This window comes from Paenibacillus faecalis, from assembly GCF_900289175.1.
In the GTDB taxonomy this organism is placed as follows: domain Bacteria; phylum Bacillota; class Bacilli; order Paenibacillales; family Paenibacillaceae; genus Paenibacillus_AQ; species Paenibacillus_AQ faecalis.
This window is the reverse complement of sequence record NZ_LT985747.1, coordinates 3,539,785-3,557,495: the sequence shown is the minus strand read 5'-3', so window position 1 is coordinate 3,557,495 and position 17,711 is coordinate 3,539,785. Positions and strand designations below refer to the sequence as shown.

Annotated in this window: 15 protein-coding genes, 2 pseudogenes and 2 CRISPR repeat arrays; of the genes and pseudogenes, 16 read left to right on the top strand and 1 reads right to left on the bottom strand. The window is 40.8% G+C overall.

Annotation, left to right across the window (positions count from 1 at the left end):
* The first annotated feature begins 3 nt into the window (after window positions 1-3).
* The 16 genes and pseudogenes from cas7c (at window position 4) to C8268_RS16680 (ending at window position 16,802) form a co-directional block, all read left to right on the top strand.
* Window positions 4-864 (top strand): type I-C CRISPR-associated protein Cas7/Csd2, encoded by an 861-nt coding sequence (gene cas7c / locus C8268_RS16755; protein WP_106768727.1) that lies wholly within the window; start codon window positions 4-6, stop codon window positions 862-864.
* Window positions 854-952 (top strand): annotated as a pseudogene (locus tag C8268_RS23175) (CRISPR-associated protein Cas4); the annotation flags it as partial. The gene cas7c and the pseudogene C8268_RS23175, both read left to right, overlap by 11 nt.
* Window positions 925-1,293 (top strand): annotated as a pseudogene (locus C8268_RS16745) (CRISPR-associated endonuclease Cas1); the annotation flags it as partial. The pseudogenes C8268_RS23175 and C8268_RS16745, both read left to right, overlap by 28 nt.
* 61 nt (window positions 1,294-1,354) lie before the next feature.
* Window positions 1,355-1,801 (top strand): GNAT family N-acetyltransferase, encoded by a 447-nt coding sequence (locus tag C8268_RS16740; protein ID WP_106768725.1) that lies wholly within the window; start codon window positions 1,355-1,357, stop codon window positions 1,799-1,801.
* Window positions 1,802-2,446: 645 nt separating this feature from the next.
* The gene (mutT, locus tag C8268_RS16735) at window positions 2,447-3,517 is read left to right on the top strand and encodes an 8-oxo-dGTP diphosphatase MutT (RefSeq protein WP_106768724.1); all 1,071 of its coding nucleotides are present in this window, start codon (window positions 2,447-2,449) and stop codon (window positions 3,515-3,517) included.
* Window positions 3,518-3,760: 243 nt separating this feature from the next.
* Window positions 3,761-4,366, top strand: a complete 606-nt coding sequence (locus tag C8268_RS16730; protein WP_106768723.1) for a class I SAM-dependent methyltransferase — start codon at window positions 3,761-3,763, stop codon at window positions 4,364-4,366.
* Between the two features lie 336 nt (window positions 4,367-4,702).
* A CRISPR array of direct repeats spans window positions 4,703-5,338; the repeat unit is 32 nt; unit sequence GTCGCACCCTATGCGGGTGCGTGGATTGAAAG.
* 711 nt (window positions 5,339-6,049) lie between these two features.
* A complete protein-coding gene (gene cmr1, locus C8268_RS16725; protein ID WP_158702751.1) occupies window positions 6,050-7,582 on the top strand; it encodes a type III-B CRISPR module RAMP protein Cmr1 in 1,533 nt (510 codons plus the stop codon).
* Window positions 7,495-9,390, top strand: a complete 1,896-nt coding sequence (gene cas10 / locus C8268_RS16720) for a type III-B CRISPR-associated protein Cas10/Cmr2 (RefSeq protein ID WP_106768721.1) — start codon at window positions 7,495-7,497, stop codon at window positions 9,388-9,390. Before cmr1 ends, cas10 begins: the two co-directional genes overlap by 88 nt.
* Window positions 9,362-10,648, top strand: coding sequence for a type III-B CRISPR module-associated protein Cmr3 (gene cmr3, locus C8268_RS16715; protein WP_106768720.1), 1,287 nt, complete (start codon window positions 9,362-9,364; stop codon window positions 10,646-10,648). The genes cas10 and cmr3 overlap by 29 nt, the downstream gene beginning before the upstream one ends.
* The gene (cmr4, locus tag C8268_RS16710) at window positions 10,645-11,553 is read left to right on the top strand and encodes a type III-B CRISPR module RAMP protein Cmr4 (protein WP_106768719.1); all 909 of its coding nucleotides are present in this window, start codon (window positions 10,645-10,647) and stop codon (window positions 11,551-11,553) included. The genes cmr3 and cmr4 overlap by 4 nt, the downstream gene beginning before the upstream one ends.
* Complete coding sequence (cmr5, locus tag C8268_RS16705; protein WP_106768718.1) at window positions 11,550-11,903, top strand: type III-B CRISPR module-associated protein Cmr5; 354 nt, start codon at window positions 11,550-11,552, stop codon at window positions 11,901-11,903. Before cmr4 ends, cmr5 begins: the two co-directional genes overlap by 4 nt.
* A gap of 2 nt (window positions 11,904-11,905) precedes the next feature.
* Window positions 11,906-12,706 (top strand): type III-B CRISPR module RAMP protein Cmr6, encoded by an 801-nt coding sequence (gene cmr6, locus C8268_RS16700; RefSeq protein WP_106768717.1) that lies wholly within the window; start codon window positions 11,906-11,908, stop codon window positions 12,704-12,706.
* Entirely contained in the window at window positions 12,699-13,811 is a 1,113-nt protein-coding gene (locus tag C8268_RS16695) for a hypothetical protein (protein WP_106768716.1), read from the top strand. The genes cmr6 and C8268_RS16695 overlap by 8 nt, the downstream gene beginning before the upstream one ends.
* A gap of 269 nt (window positions 13,812-14,080) precedes the next feature.
* A CRISPR array of direct repeats spans window positions 14,081-14,379; the repeat unit is 32 nt; unit sequence GTCGCACCCTATATGGGTGCGTGGATTGAAAT.
* 346 nt (window positions 14,380-14,725) lie between these two features.
* Complete coding sequence (locus C8268_RS16690) at window positions 14,726-15,397, top strand: hypothetical protein (RefSeq protein WP_106768715.1); 672 nt, start codon at window positions 14,726-14,728, stop codon at window positions 15,395-15,397.
* Entirely contained in the window at window positions 15,361-16,122 is a 762-nt protein-coding gene (locus tag C8268_RS16685; RefSeq protein ID WP_106768714.1) for a pre-toxin TG domain-containing protein, read from the top strand. The genes C8268_RS16690 and C8268_RS16685 overlap by 37 nt, the downstream gene beginning before the upstream one ends.
* A 191-nt stretch (window positions 16,123-16,313) precedes the next feature.
* Window positions 16,314-16,802: a hypothetical protein gene (locus C8268_RS16680; protein WP_106768713.1), complete on the top strand. Its 489-nt coding sequence runs from the start codon at window positions 16,314-16,316 to the stop codon at window positions 16,800-16,802.
* A gap of 523 nt (window positions 16,803-17,325) precedes the next feature.
* Here C8268_RS16680 and C8268_RS16675 read toward each other — a convergent pair.
* Complete coding sequence (locus C8268_RS16675; protein WP_234032855.1) at window positions 17,326-17,694, bottom strand: hypothetical protein; 369 nt, start codon at window positions 17,692-17,694, stop codon at window positions 17,326-17,328.
* Window positions 17,695-17,711: the final 17 nt, after the last annotated feature.

Sequence of the window (17,711 nt, the reverse complement as noted above, 5' to 3'; positions counted from 1 at the left end):
AAAATGAGCAGCTTGGATCATAAAATTGATTTTGCTGTTATTTTATCTGTGCGTAGCGCGAACCCGAATGGAGACCCGTTGAACGGAAACCGTCCCAGACAGAATTACGACGGGTACGGAGAAATTTCGGATGTCGCCATTAAGCGCAAGATTAGAAACCGCTTGCAGGATATGGGCGAAGCTATTTTTGTACAATCCAATGATCGAAAAAACGATGAATATAACAGCTTGCGAGAGCGTGCAGAGGGACATGCCGAGCTAGGTAAGATGATGAAGGCGAAATCTGTATCTGGTGATGAATTTGCCAGAATGGCTTGTCAGGAGTGGATGGATGTCCGCAGCTTTGGTCAGGTGTTTGCTTTTAAAGGCTCAGGCTCCGGTGGTGTTTCGGTGGGTGTTCGGGGACCGGTATCCATTCATACGGCCAGAAGTGTCGATCCGATTGATATAAGCAGCATGCAGATCACGAAGAGTGTCAATTCCGAACCGGGCAAGGATCGGGGATCGGATACGATGGGGATGAAGCATCGGGTGGATTTTGGCTTGTATGTATTCTACGGCAGCATCAATACACAATTAGCTGAGAAAACTGGATTTACAAATGAGGATGCGGAGAAAATCAAACAGGCACTTTGTACTCTTTTTGAAAATGATCTGTCTTCAGCGAGACCGGATGGCAGCATGGAAGTGCATAAAGTGTACTGGTGGGAGCATAACTCCAAATTAGGCCAATACTCTTCGGCCAAGGTGCACCGATCTTTAAGTGTTACGTCCAAGACCGATGAACCAAGATCGTATGAAGACTATGCGATTGAAGTGCAGGAATTAGATGGGTTGAAGGTTGAAGCTCTGGATGGACAGTAATCGGGAAGACGATTTTTTGATGCTCTCGGGCATACAGCATTTTGAGTTTTGTAAAAGGCAATGGGCACTCATTCATATCGAACAGCAAATACATTGTTTATTACCCAGCCGGATGTGTACCTATCGCTGGATGGAGACAATATTGTCCTGTTAAAAGATCAGGAAAAGCTTGGCCGTCTTCCGCTGCATAATCTGGAATCGATCGTTGCTTTTGGTTATACAGGGGCAAGCCCCGCATTAATGGGGTATTATGCGGATCGCAACATCTCGATTGTTTTCATGACGATGAACGGCCGATTTTTGGCCAGAGTCATTGGCGTCAGTAAGGGCAATGTCGTTTTACGGAAGAAGCAGTCTCTCGTTTCGGAGGATGAGGTGCTGTCTGCTAGGTATGCAAATTCAGTTTATGATAGCAAGTGGTGCGTAGAATTCTCACCTGATTATGAAAAAGTCGGAATTTAAAAAATGAGTTTAAGGAGAGAATAAATGCATGAGACTTGTTGAAATAACAAAAGAAAATTGGGAAAAAGTCATACTCTTGACTACAAATAAGGATAATCAACTTACGCTCGATGAGGAATTTGTTGCTTCTAATGCATATTCATTTGCACAGTCATTTTTTGAAGGAAGTTGGACAATAAAAGCGATTGAGCATACAGGTGAGTTAATTGGATTTGCTATGTATGGATTCTCGGAAGAAAGCAACTCCTATGAACTGTGCAGATTTATGATTGATATAAAATTCCAGGGAAATGGCTATGGTAAGCAGGCTTTATCGTTGATTATCGAAGAAATGAAAAATCAATTTGGCTGCAAGGAGATTTATTTATCTATCGTAGCTGAGAATACAAAAGGTAAACATGTGTATGAATCTTTCGGGTTTATAAATACCGGGGAAATACGGGATGACGAAGAATTGTATGTGTTGAAATTATAAATTGATTCGGTCGCATTTAATGGGCCTGGAACAAGGTTTTATAGTTATTTGTTCCCCAAGCGAACATGAAAGCCCGGGGGATTCGCACCAGAAAAATAACATATATTTGGTTTTACAACAAAATATACTTGGTTTATTTTGGGTTTTGTTTTAATAGACGGGAAACATTTGAATGTAAAATCGATTTTTCGTGATTTTTTGACTGAAAATCGGAGTCGCACCCTATGTGGGTGCGTGGATTGAAATCGCCGGGTGCTTTGTCTAAGCCGGGAGAGTTAACCTTGTCGCACCCTATGTGGGTGCGTGGATTGAAATCGCCTAAATCGTCAGCATCTGACCATTGATACTTCGTCGCACCCTATGCGGGTGCGTGGATTGAAATACATCAGGATCATCTCGGAGATTAACTCCGTAATCGTCGTACCCTATATGTGTGCTTGGAAAAAAATAAATATAACTGATACCCGTGTACTCATTTGATTTTAAAAGCAGACAACTGAAACTTTTGAGGATTGGCATTTATATAGAAGTGGTTATTTGCTAGATAAAACTTAGCTGATATGATCTTAGTACATAATATAAGTTGATTATTTTTCCACTACTGTTTCATACAAAATAAAGTTATTACACAAGGGGGGATTATATTTGATAGAGGTTGCGGCGGCGATTATCGAAAATGATCAGGGACAGATTTTGATTGCGAGAAAACGGCCCGGGAAGTCGCAGGCTGGGTTGTGGGAGTTTCCGGGCGGTAAGCTGGAAGCGGGGGAATCTCCTGAAGCGTGTTTAAAGCGTGAGCTTCAAGAGGAAATGAAGATTGAAATCGAGCCCTACGCCTGTTTTGAAAGCCATGATCATCATTACGGTGAAGTTCATATCCGGCTGATTGCATACAAAGCTTATTATATTAAAGGAACCATCCAGCTTGTTGATCATGATGAGTTTCGGTGGGTAGAGCGCTCTGAACTCGGAGCGTTTGTGTTCGCACCTGCGGATATGAAATTTGTGGAGATGCTGGTGAAGGAGCAGAAGATCGTGGGAGAAGGAAATCTGGCAGCTCAGAATATATTGGACAAAGGGGCTCTCTCGGATCGGAAAGTGACTGCTGCGGTAGACATCAAAAATGATCTCAAGCAAGCTTACAATCACCAAGCCGAATTCAGAGATACAATGGAATTGGAAGATTGGAAGGTAGAAGAGCGGAAGAAAGTATTGCAGGCATTTCGAGCCAGCCGTATTCATAACGTGCTTGAAATTGGTGCCGGTCCAGGAAGGGACAGCCTATACTTTCAGCAGCATGGCTTGGATGTAACCGCGATTGATATGTCGGAAGAAATGGTTCGTTTATGTCAACAAAAAGGCCTTCACGCGATAGTTATGGATCTTTACCAATTGAAGTTTGCTGATGAAGTTTTTGATGCAGTGTACGCAATGAATTGTCTCCTTCATGTTCCAAAGTCACAGATTGCTGATGTACTCGCCGAGATTAGGCGTGTAATGAAACCTGACGGCCTGCTTTATTTAGGGTTGTATGGAGGCATATCGGTAGATGGAGTATGGGAACAAGATACTTACGAGCCTAAGCGATATTTTGCTATGTATCCAGATGAAGAGATTTTGCGGATTGTCCTAGATTATTTTCAAGTGGAAGACTTTCACACACGTTTTATGGGTGAGGGGAAGCCGCATTTTCAAGCGATAAGATTAAGAAAGTAAATAGCTTCTTTTTAAATCAATTCACATCGTGTAAAAAGGAAAAATTGCTTTTTCGCGGTGTGTTTTTTTCTGAGTAATATATCATATTTGACTGTCTCATTTGAAATAATTGACATAAAATAACTCAAATACTATTATAAAGAAGAAAAAGATTGCGAGTTTGCTTTAACTGCTGCGTCGTCATTTTTTTGTATTATGATTTCTTTGCCGTATATTTATCTTAAATTGTGGGAGGAATCGAGAGTGGAAAATACGAAAGATCAGGATTATATTGAAAGCAGTCAACAGCAATGGGACGAAGAGTACAGATCTAACATGTGGGACTATTTATCGGATATTTCGGAATATGCCAGGTATGCGATTGTTTACGGGTACATAAGAAAGTTTGTTGCAAAGCAAGGGATTTTGGATATGGGATGCGGTACTGGCATTTTGTACGATATGCTTACAGACAGCGAGAAGAAGCACTATACAGGTGTGGACATCTCGAAAGAAGCGATCATGCTGGCGTCTAGTAAAACAACAGAGGCTGTTTTTCATTGTGGTGATATTAATCAGTATGTTCCCTCCCGAAAATATGATGTTATCATTTTTAATGAATCATTGCAGTATGTACCGAACGCACCCAGCAAGCTGAATGAATATTCCCTTCATCTCACTCCTGATGGTGTAATCATAACCTCCCTATATTCTCACAAAAATACCCTCGATCCCGATTATGCAATGGTCGAAAATAAGACTAAAGAGATTGAGCAGTGCGGATTGTTTGATGTGGTGGACAAGGTAAGCTTGTTAAATCATAATTCCGGTTTGAAATGGTATATTCATCTTCTGAAGAAAAAGAGTTAGCAGTTCTTTGGATTATATATCCCTTAAAAAGCTTATTCTAGCTTGCAGAGCAGGTGAGAATGGGCTTTTTGGGTTGATGTGTTTGATGAAGGGGTTATTCTTTATGCTGGAATTTTAAACTGAAAAAATGAATGTGTGGTATGATTTATTTAGTTGCTAATCTCTCATTATAAATTAGTGCGAATGTGAAGCGAACATGAATTTCCCGGGAGATTCGCACCACGAAAACAAATAACATTTGCAAATCACACCATTTATAGGAAGTTTATTCGTGCTGATAACTAGTGTTTCTCAGGAAAATACGATTTTTGACCTGTTTTGATTTGAAAAATCGGAGTCGCACCCTATGCGGGTGCGTGGATTGAAAGATCATGGTGCTTTTTAACGCGAAGTAGGTCTATGTCGCACCCTATGCGGGTGCGTGGATTGAAAGCATCGAAGACCAACGTGTAAACGCCGCCTACCTTAAGTCGCACCCTATGCGGGTGCGTGGATTGAAAGTCCTACCAGTCCTAAGTGGGGACGGGTGATGAAACGTCGCACCCTATGCGGGTGCGTGGATTGAAAGAAGTCGATTAATATGTCGCTGGCCGCCGTATCGCCCGTCGCACCCTATGCGGGTGCGTGGATTGAAAGAAGTCGATTAATATGTCGCTGGCCGCCGTATCGCCCGTCGCACCCTATGCGGGTGCGTGGATTGAAAGCAAATACTTAATAGCCAGCTGCAAAAACTCCAACGGTCGCACCCTATGCGGGTGCGTGGATTGAAAGTCCGTGCAATGGAATGCTTTCAGCAGCTCAATATGTCGCACCCTATGCGGGTGCGTGGATTGAAAGATTGTGGACGATTATCGATATTGTTTAGGACATTGGTCGCACCCTATGCGGGTGCATGGATTGAAAGAAGAATGGACACAGCGACACCCCCCTTCAGGGTAGCGTCGCACCCTATGCGGGTGCGTAGATTGAAAGTTTGAATCAGAATGATAATAAAGGTCTACTGGAAGTGGCACCAGATGTGCTCTGTATTGAAATTTCAAAAAAAAGCTGATCGACAGCGTTAATGGTAGTTACACTCTAACTGGAGCATGTGTTTAAACATTTTGACTTTCATAAATCAGATGGGGGAGTGGGTTGGTCTCTGAGCAGGAAGAGGATTAGTAGTGGTCCTAACGAAAGAATCTTTATAAAGCACTTTTATATAGTTAATCATCTTGTAGGGCCTTGTTGAGGCCTTTTTTTATTATCGGATTGCCTAGAAAAGTGCGAATTATCTATATGGTGATAGTTGAAGAAGGATTCACAACCGTTATAGCTCGGCATGGATACCAGTTTTTTTAAAAACTCTAGAAAGCGTATTGGTGAAAGTACTCGCCAGAGGCAATCGAGTAACATACCAGTTCGTAATGTTTATACAATTTTCTACAATAGTTTTGAATAAAAAGAGGAAATTTTCGTATTTATATCGAATTATTACTGAAGTCATGGGAAATATGACCTAGTTTGTGGCGAGCCTTGGGTATAAAAGTCACTTGTTTGGTATCTAACTATCAAAAGGGGGGCCGACGAATATAGGGATATCAATCTTGATAAAGTCCTGGCAAAATCCTGATAAAATCAAGTCCTTACCGAAACTAATAACAGAAGAGTACTAATCAAGATGCTATGAGAGAGGTGGTCATTTTGTCTAGTAAGCCCAGAAAGCCTGATGTTGATATTAGGGAGTTACAATCTGTTATAAAGCAGGCACAAAGCAAGTATAACAGCTTACTGAGTGAAGAGAACTCTCCTGAATCCAATCGAGAGGTTTACAAAATTTCTGTGGTAACACCAATGTTCGGTGGCGGGAGCGTACCTGGGAATGTAGATAAACATTTTCCGGTTAGAAGTACAGCTATTCGAGGTCACTTGAGATTTTGGTGGCGGGCGACAAGAGGAGCTCAAGCAAAAGATGCTAAAGAACTGCATAAGCGGGAAACTGCTATATTCGGAGATACAAAACAACCTAGTGCAGTGAAGATATGGGTTGAAGCGAAACCTGCAATCGTTAGACCAGTTTCAAGAAATATCGCAAAGAATAATGAAAGACCAAAGTGGAGACTTGATCGTGAAGTAAACGACTATCCGTATATTTTATTTCCATACAATTCAGAAGGCAATTTCTATATCCCTAAATATGATTTCAAGTTATTGATTGACTATATTGAACAGCCTATAAAGTTAGGTGACGATAAGGAAGCATTCATAACTGTAGATCAACTGAAAGTTGAACTTCATGCCGCTTTATGGGCATGGATTAATTTTGGAGGTGTAGGTGCAAGAACCCGTCGAGGTTGCGGAAGTTTATATTGTAATAAATTTTCCCCCAGTATCTCATTCTCTAGCGCTAAAGACGTAAAAGATTGGTTTCATGGTGAATTGAGCGAAAAGCAAATAACGCTGTTGTTAGATGAGGAATGTCCTGAGTGGGCGACTTTGAGCAAGAATATTATAGTGCGGCCAACTTTGAACCCGATAGGAAAATCGTGGAAAGAAGTTATAGATGCATATCAACATTTTCGCAGGCGGGCTAATGGTCAAGATACTAATAACCCAAAAAGAAGTCATTGGCCTGAAGCAGATTCCATTCGTCGCCTAACGGGGATGGCAGAGATAGATCATCAAGATCCAATAACCATATCTAAAAATAGTGACGAAATTGCATTTCCAAAAGCGCAGTTTGGCTTGCCTATCATAACGAGTTTTAAAGATAACAAGGAAAAACAGGGAGATGATAAAAATGAGAGGGAGCCATATACGACACAACTTGTACCCAGAAATAAAGATAGGCTTTCTTCACCGTTGATTATGAAGGCAATTGCGATTAATGATAGTCAAGGATATGGAGCTTTTGTGATTCTTAAACAACCCAAGCTAAATGAGCTTGAATTAATAATTCAAGTCAATGATACCAAAAGAAAAATGAACAAGAAGCATGCTATAACCCTTAATAACCATTTGAAATCTAAACCTATTAAGACACATCATATTTATCCGTTACTTAATTACAAAAACAATCCCATGAAAGTACAAAATAAACCATGTCGCTCTGCTATTGAGGCTTTTTTAGCTAGTGAGGAGGTGGAAAAATGGAAATGTCAAGGCACGCAAAACAACCGCTGCAAAACATATCATCAGAAGAGGAACAATCGCTACAACCAACAACCAAAATTCTAATGCTATTCTCCATTGGACCGGTACAAGAATTCATTGCTCAAGCGCGCAGAACCCGTGACTTGTGGTTTGGTTCTTATTTACTCTCTGAATTAAGCAAAGCTGCCGCTATGAAATTTGCTGATTGTAAAGGAGAGCTAATATATCCTTATATCAGCAATGAGCTTATCCAATTAAAATGTGATGATCAACGATTAAAAAGTCTTAAAGTTCCAAATAAAGTGCTGGGTATAGTGAAAACGAATGACCCGAATCGTGTTGCGTGGGAAGTGCGTCAAGCTATTACTGGAAGCTGGAAGGAATATGCGGATAAAGCAGCAGGGCACATGCAAAGATACATTAACTCCAACGCTTGGGAACGGCAAGTGAAGGATTTGGTGGAATTCTATGCGGTATGGTCGCAGATCGAAGATGGAGATTCTTATCAGGAAAAGCTTGAGCGTCTGGAAAATTTGCTGAATGCACGCAAAACACTCAAAGACTTCAAACAGAATGATCCCGGTAAGCTGTATGGAGAAAAGAAATCAAGTCTGGATAGCGGACGAGAATCCGTATTGTATCTTGACCAATATGAGAACTATCAGCGTTTTGGGATAAAAAAGAACGAAGCATTGGACGCAATCTCAATCGTCAAGAGAATGTCTCATCATATTACAGAGCTAGAAACTAATTTTCCATCCGTATGTGAGACAGCGTTCAAGCCATTCATAAATGTGTTAGAGAAAAATACAGAAGCAAAAAAGTATGTCGACAGTTATTATGATGAACTTAAACAAAACCATGGAGAGAAAGTAAACTTTCCTGGATATCATCTTCACACCTATGATTCGCGCCTATTCTATGAGAGCCGGATAGAGGAGTATATAGAAGAGAATGCCATAGGAATATCCGATGAAAAAAAATTATCGATAAATGATTCGATTTCCTTAAAGCTGACTCAACTATATTCGAATCTGAAAAAACTAAATATTGAGTTTTCTCCTTACTATGCTTTCCTGCTTTGTGATGGAGATCGCATGGGGGAACTTCAGCGTAAAATGGCTACTGTGGAACAACATAAGAAGTTTAGCGAGCAACTCTCACGATTCGCTGACCAGGCGGAGGAAATTGTAAAAAGACGTCAGGGGAGCCTTATCTATAGCGGTGGGGACGATGTAATGGCTTATGTCCCTTTGCATCAGTGTCTGGAAGTCAGTGAAGATTTGCGAACCAGATTTTCAGATATAGTCAAAGAAGCCGTACCTGATGGGCAAGCTTCTCCGACACTGTCCGTCGGTATTGCTATTGTACATATGCGCGAGCCATTGGAAGAAGTGCGAACATTGGCCCGGAAAGCTGAACAAATGGCTAAAATTCGTAAAAATGAGTTAGCGATAATCTATCAGAAGCGAGGCGGAGGCGATCTTATGAACATTAGCCTTCCGTTCACCCTTAACCCTGTACAAGCTATATTGGAATTACAAAAGTTATACTGCAAAAAAATGTACTCTGCCCAGTTCGCTTATGCGCTTCGATCCTTATATGAACAGTACCGAAATATGGTAAAAGGCTCGCATTGGCAGGTGCAGGGAACTGCCCTTGACCAGCTTTTGTGGCAAGAAGTAGAGAGACTTGCATGGAAGAAAAAGCCTGATCACATAAATAAGGAGCAAGTAGAAACGATCCTTCTTCAACGTTTAAAGGAGATGTTTAAAGTTGAAGAAGAACCCTTGGAAAAGTTAAGGTTGCTGGCAGAGCAAGTTATTATTGCAATTACGTTAGCAAAGGCAGGTAATTATACCGATGAACTTATTGCAAATACAACCTCTTGATCCGATTATGATTCGGGATGGCAGACCATTTGACACTACTCCTGGTGTGAGAGCACATACGCTAATGGATGTATCACCGAGTGTCCTTTCAGGTACAATTCGTACTCTAATAAGTAAGATCAGTTCAGATTCAAACTATAATTCTAAAGCTGTTAAACTGTCTCAAAATGAACAAATAAGTAAAATCATTGTCCGTGGTCCGTTGTATGAGCGGAATGGAATAGTATATTATCCCATCCCTCAAGATGTAAGTTTCTATGAAGAGAACAACTCTTTGCTTGTCAGTGTGCGAAGACCGATGAAGTTGAAGGAAGGCGAAGGATATTATGGTACAGGGCGTAACGGACTGCACAATAATTTATGGCCTGCTGTCAACTCGCAGGATCGCAAAGCAGCGAAGGCAGCTCCCGCTTATATGTCGGCAGAGTTAATGACGAAGTGGTTGACCTGCTCCCTATCTGAGCAAGAATGGAAGCTGGAGTTGGAAAGATGGAGTGAATCCCAAAATGAGCCTGAATATTCCGTTTCCCGGGGTGTACACTTTCAAGAGAAGGTCCAGGATGATGTCAAGACTGTGCATTTCATGGCTCCGTTTGAACGACAGGAGCGAGTACATACCGCTATTGATACGGAATCGTATGTAGCGAAAGACCAAGCGCTGTACTCTACCGAGTCGCTCGTATTGCCAGATGATTTAAAGCTATTAGCCGATGTTGATATGAAACATTCAAATATCGAATGGCCGACAGGTCTGTCAGAAGTTCATTCGTTTGGAGGCAAGCGCAGATTGGCGCATTTTAGTGAGTCGACAAATGAACAACATTGGACTTGTCCAGTTGAGATCAAGCAGGCCTTGGATAACGACACACGATATATCCGGATGGTGCTAGCGACTCCCGCCTATTTTTCAAAAGGATGGATTCCCGGCTGGTTGAATGAGAATTTAGTATGCGAAGACTTTAATGGGACCGGAGTAGGTTTACAACTGCGCTGGGCTTGTGTGCCGCGGTGGCAGCCGATATCAGGATGGAATCATACTAATAAAGAGAAAGCTGTGCGCAGAATGGTACCGGCTGGTAGTGTTTATTTTTTTGAAGTAACAGATGGTAATCCTCGTAACTTGGTAGAGAAATTATGGTTGCAGTCGGTATCTGATCGAAATCGCAGAAAAGAAGCTTTTGACAGTGAAGATGGATTTGGGTTGGCGTTATGGGGCAAATGGGAACCAAGCAATGAAGAGAGAGGGGAGCGAGTATGAGCAATAGCAAACTATATTATTTACATTGCCTATCTCCTGTTCATATCGGAACGGGACAAGGTGTGGGTGTCGTCGATATGCCAATTATGAGAGAACGTATTACACAATGGCCATTAATTCCCGGCAGTAGTATGAAAGGCGTTCAACGCGAGCATTTTAGACGTTTAAAGCAGCCTGATGCATGGTTGGATGCTGCGTTCGGTAAGTCTGGAGATGACGGAAATGCAGGGGCTTTCGTGCTGACAGATAGTCGATTGCTAGCTTTTCCTGTAGCAAGTCGGTATGGGACATTCGCTTATGTAACTTGCCCACTAGCATTGAAGCGATTATATCGTGATGCGAAGTCCACTGGTGTTTATTTGCCGGATTTGGATCTGAATGCATTGGAGAGCAAGCTGGGCATACAGTCGAGAAAGCAACAAGGCGAGAGTGCTTTGGTAACAGAAGATAGCAAGATTGATCATGAACAAATGATCCACATAGATGAATTTAGATGTGCGGCAATAGAAGATCAGGCTTTTCATGAATGGGCAACGTGGATGTCGGAAGAGCTGTTCTCTGATCCATTATCTAGAGACATGTTTATGGAGCGGATCATGCTTGTGTCTGATGATGCATTTCAACATTTTGTAACGATGTGCTGTGAAATCGTGCCGCGTATACGTATTGATAAAGAGAACAAAACAGTTGAATCAGGTGCACTATGGACGGAAGAATATTTGCCAGTGGAATCGATCCTGTACGGTATTGTATGGTGCGATAAAATCCATGGTTCATCACAATCCATTACTGTACAACAATTGCTTGGTGTCTTAAGTGAGGAAATGATCCTTCAAGTTGGCGGCAATACAACTGTAGGTAAAGGACGAATTCGTTGCCGCTTTTCCAAGGAGGCAAGCGTATGAAGTCGATAGATCATCATTACTCGAGTATAGCCTATAACTGCATTACAGGATTGAAAACAGATTCCCGGCAAAGTTACGGGAGTGTATGTCACAAATTTCCTTCGATGGTCATGTTGAATGGGTTGCGTCTTACAGTTGCTTATTTTAATAGTCGATCTAATGATGAGCAAGCTGCCTATAAGCAGTACATCCAGCATATGGGGCAAGCTCTTGGTGTTTCAGATCTGGAGAGGAATATGCCGGAATCCAGTACAGAGTACCGCTATTTATCCCAGAATGCGCTTCGGGCTTCTGTCTGGTTCAAACGTTATGCCGAAGCTATTTTGAAAGTAAAGGAGTCTCAGGACTAGAGATGAAGACATCATATAATCTGGTGGGGACAAACGCATATTTGGAGTTGACAAAGCTGGATGGATCATACCCACAATCTGATTTGCTAGAAGTAGTTACGGCTGAAGGTGATTCAAAAAGAAAGTACTATGATGAATTAACTGAAGCTTATCATAAGCATTGGGAAACAGAAGCTATAAAATGGTACTGTAAGCGGATGGAGCAATACTATTCATCTGTTAGTGAGGTACAACAGGAACAGTTTGCGATTCAATGTGAATCACCGCTCGTCATTGGCCAAGGTCAGCCTTCAGTGTTGGAAACGTTTTTAACGATTCATCGTATTTACGGTGTTCCCTATATCCCGGGTACTGCGTTAAAAGGTGTGGCTTCTCATTATTGCCATAAGTATGTAGGAAAAGAAGATGCCAGATTCCGAGAAGGCGGCGACTACTATAACGTGTTATTTGGTGCGAAGGATCAAGCGGCACTTATTCATTATCACGATGCCTTCCCTACTTCAGATACAGTAGGAACCGCTCTTCGAGTGGATGTCATGACACCTCATCATCATGGGTATAACGAGAATACTTCAACTCTTCAAGCGCCGCGAGACGATGACTCTCCCGTCCCGATACACTTATTGACGGTTAAGGCTGACTTTCAGGTGTTCCTTACCTGTGATTCTGAACATGAAAAGGATACACAGTGGCTGTTGCTGGCCAGGGACATGATCATAGCGGCCGTTGAACAAGAGGGGCTGGGCGGAAAAACGAATTCCGGCTATGGCCGCTTTCAACAGAAGGAGTCAGGTCATGCCTAGACGATTGAGTGAAATGCAGTTATCTAATAAGCTACTGGGATATTTGCTATTAATAGTAATAGGCTTTAACTTTTTATTTGTCATTTATGCATTTGTAACTGTAAAAATCGAATATGACCAAATAGATAGTCAAATGGATGCAATAAGCAAACAAATAGAATCAGTCAAGATAGACAAGGCGGTAAATTCCGATCCCAGCTCTGATGTGAAGGCGATTGAATTTCTGGAAGACCAGTTTGCTAATTACAAAGACTTTGCTAATAATGATCGAGAAAGCTTTATTAGTCTCATTAACATCTTTTTTATAGCATTAGGTGTACTAGTTACGGGTGGAACAATTGTGCTCTTCTGGATGTTTGGTCAAACTAGAAGCGACATAGAAGCGAACGCTCGGAAAATTGAAGAAGAAGCGCAGAAGACCATAGAAGAAGCGAAGAAGACCGTAGGGGAGATGGAGAAGGCTGTAGATTCAAAAGTTGGGGAATTTAAAGAAAAAGCGAATAGAACCATAGGAAATGCAGAGAAAACTGTAGAAAAAATAATCGATCCTAAAGTGAAAGAATTAGAAGAAAAATATAAAGTATTAGAGGATTATATGGAAACTCAAGTTGCTATTCGCAACAGCAGAGTTTTGGTGGTCTGCCCTAAAGACACAATAAAGGAAATGAATCAACTTGAAGTTAAGAGAATGAAGGAAATAGTTAGTGAAGTTGAGGTGATTAATACAGATCAAACTGAGAAATTCAAGGAGAAAATAGAGAACGATGAAGTAGACTTCATTGTATATAGATATTATAAAAAGAAAAAAGACGAGCAGGAGAAAAATGGGCGAGTAGAAAAAGATGAGCAAGTAAAAAAAGAAGGACAAGAGAAAGAAGAAGAAGACCAAGAGAAATTGATTAGAGAGTATATGCAAGTATTAATAGATAAGCAGCTAAAAATCCCAGTTGTTATATATGTAAAGTCAGGGAGACTGAACGGAAAAGACGAAGAAAAGGTTAATGAATACCCTTTTACTGTTATAGCAAATATGCCCACAACACTAACGGGCAATATGATATCGCTCGCGACTGTATTAGCCTATGAGAAGAAAGCTGGGAAGTAGCGAATATATCAGTGATAGATGTGAGGGCAGTCGTGCTCAATCAGACCTCGTGGAAAGAGATTAGGCAAGGCGACTGCCCTCTCGCTAATAGCTGGAGGATAAGTGCGAATGTGAAGCGAACATGATTTCCCCGGGAGGTTCGCACCTCTAAAAAGCCTAAATAAGTCTATTTTTACAAAAAAAGCAATTGTTTTTCGGTTTTTTTACATATACCGAGTAAATATAAACTAAAAAGTGAATTTTTGAGATGGTTTTGCTCAAAAATCGGAGTCGCACCCTATATGGGTGCGTGGATTGAAATACCAGGCTTATTGTTAGTCACCGATACATCCACGTCGCACCCTATATGGGTGCGTGGATTGAAATGCAATCATGTGATCGGCTTTTTTGAGATTTTCAAGTCGCACCCTATATGGGTGCGTGGATTGAAATAAATATTCCCATAATTAAGTGAAGGATGCTTTGTAGTCGCACCCTATATGGGTGCGTGGATTGAAATCTTGCTTAGTTTTCTCTCAACACTCATGCAAGCTCTCGTTGCACCCTATGCGGGTGCGTGGATTGAAATAGGTGAAACAGTAAAAATAGTATAATTGACTAGTAGCACAGTACATGAATAAATCATCCTCATCAAAACTCTGTTTGCTGCAGCAAAGTATGTCTAAAGTATGGCGATGATTTAATCCGATGGGGCGATGTGGCCTTTCACGCTGTCTTATATACTATAGTTATATCTGAAACGACTTACAGTTTATGGATTAGATATAGCGATATAGGATAGGGCGAGGGAGGCAAAGAACAGCTTGGAAATTCGCGTAACAACGGAAGAACTTGAAGGTTTGCATCGTCGATTCCGAAATACCGAAAATGTATTGCATTAAGTTGCTTACTCCCTGGAGCAAGCTTGGCGTAGTGTGGATTATGAAGGTTCACAGAGGTCCGAACTGGATGCAACTTGGGCCGAAATTGCTTCAATATTCAAGCAACTGATACAAGAGTATGAGCAAATGGCCGTATTTCTCGGCAAGAAAGCTAATGCCTTTGAAGAAGCAGATTATGCGTGGATGCCGTATAATATGGGAAGCCTGATGAAGTGGAAGCCGGTCGTGCTGGCGTCCCTTCCTTTTTTGCCGGTAGTAGGACATTTAAAAGACGTGGCCAGCGCAGCGCTTCGGCCGGAAATATATGTTGGTCAAAAGACCGGGCAAGAGCGGATATTGGCACTGCTTCAGGCTATAAGCGAGGAAGTTCAAGCCAGTGCCAGAGTCATGCAGTTTGTGGCTGAACAGGAAGCAGGAAAGACGCTTTTATTTACAGATCAAGACGGGAACGTCATTGCACAATTCAGAAGCGACTCCAAGCTTGAAGATATATTGGGAGAGTATGCGGAAGATGGGGAAGGCCGTGTGTTCTTCAATTTCGAGAACGGGTCATCGATTCCAGTAAATACGGGAAATCTGGATCGATTACTGAAGGAGTACAAGATATCAAGGAGTTTTTCACTCGCCCTGAAATTTTGTATCAAGGGAGGCAGGGGCGAGATGAATTTTTGGCATATGCACTGTCTCAAGGATATGATCCGATAACCTTTGAGAAGGAACAAGATTTTTCAAACCCGAACGCGCAAGCATACATCGAATTGAATCGTTTTAAGGACGAGGTTAACCACAAGATACATAATGCATCGTTTCAAGATGGTCTGAAACAAGGTGCGAACACCGCGCTGGACATGCTTCCGTTCATTGGTACCGGTAAATCCATAGCGGAGCTATATACGGGAAAGAACCTGATCACAGGCGATAAATTAACAGATACAGACAAGGCACTCACAGTGGTGTCCATGATCCCATTGGTAGGCTTCCTCAAGCCGGGCGCCAAGCTTCTAGGGAAGAGAGATAGCGGGGCTGACGCGATTGGTGGAGTCACTAAGGCAGAAAAAGCGATTGATGATGGTGGAGGAGCTGGGAAGTCTGGGAGTGATTTAGTAGAGGGGACACCAAAAGCTTCGAGTGTTGGTAGTGTAGTTAGGGACGGAAATAAAACGAAATATACGAATCCCTCAGGTAATGAACTGACTTGGGTTGATCAACATCCGAAAAATATTAGTCGTGATATTGATCATAGTTTAACCAGTAAAGACCCGGGAAAAGCTACTGAGGCGAAAGTAGCTTCCGCTGTTAGAGAAAATAAAGAAGTGACAGGATTCGGACAGAAAATTCAATGGGCAGATAATAGTCCAGCGGGTGATTTAGATATAGTGCATGAAATTATTGAAGTTAAGAAATCATTAAAAGCCGTTTACAGATGTTGAACAGTTTGATAAATACGTTAATGTAAATCATAAAAGTTATTTTAACATGATCAGAAGAATGTTATTTTATATATTGATAAGTTATTGACAAATTTACATCCGAACGATCTGAAAAAATTAGAAGCTATTAGATCTAAAGGTGTTACAATCGTAAACTCTATAAATGAACTTAAGGGGGTATTAAAATAAAAATGGGGACACCAGCTGTAATTTTAACGAAGCAAGAGAGATACTCTCCTGAGAAGTTACTAGCAGATACTATAGTTGCGGTCTTTCATTCGGATGCGTCACTCTATTTTCACAACAAAAAAAATTACTCAGATAAAGGTAGCTTTTCGTATACTACACTAAATATTAATAGTAAATCGTTTGCGGAAACAAATGAAGGTTCATTCATATTTTATGTTCATAGTGTTATTAGTCCAAGCATTGATTTTTACTACCACGGAGACTTAGGTTTAGATACAAATTTATTGCTATATCAAGTGGGGCATATTGAAGACATTTATGGTGTTCAAGAGTTAATATTCAATTTTATTTACGAATACCTCAAGTTAAACCCCGATGATTACTTTTGGGTCGCAGATTATAATTGGTTCTATAGTTGGGAAGATATACAGAAATTAAAATCGCTACCGTATGACCCAGATTGGTGCTACAAGAATCCTAAAATGATTTAGAATTTATTGAAGCGGTGCTTCCAGAAACAAACCAAAACTTACTAACATAGTAGACTAACTCTTAAAGGCGATCCCATTGGTAAACAGAGAGTTAATCCTTTCGGCTTTTTTGGTGTCTAAAAAAATTGGAAACGATGAAAATACATATTCCCGCGATAAATAGGACGATGCCTAATGTATAATTGAGTTCTTCTAATATTAAAAAGGTTATGCCAACGGATGAAAGAAAAGTAGCTATATATGTAAGCCATTTTCTTATTTGGGCTGGGTTGCTCATCAACATCATCCTTTCAAGATTATTTTTCATTAGGTCCCAAAGAAAGGTAATTTCAGAAGTTGTTTTCAAGAGCCATGGGGTAAGTGCTAACTTTTTTTATCGTTATAGTAGTTGCGGAAGATTTTCCGAGATTATGTTCCATTTATATGCTTTTGTTGGATCTCTCGGTCATGGAGTGAACTGCGTATTTTACTTATCAATCTATCTTGGTTACAACATTATTATTGAAAGGTCCAAAATTTCGTTTTAGTGGTTTCGTTTTGAAAGTTTGTGGATGATACAATTTTTAATTGTAAGAATCAATATTTGAGGTATAAGCACACATGTTATAAAAAGCAAAATAATAAATGGAAGAGATGCAGAAAAAATGGCGGCACCTTGGCCTTCTCTACTTTCAATAAAAAAATACCATAATGGGATGGCTACAATCCACATTAAAAGTGTAGAGATGAATAAATAACGCAAGTTTCTCCAAAGTAAAGCAAATGAGAGCATAATCAATATAGGGATAAGCCAAGAACCTTCACCGATACTTAATATAGTAAAGACAGCAATAGGATATAACATAGTAATTATAACTTGAATTTGGATAGTTTTATTTGTTTGAATCTTCAATCACACTCCCATAAAGT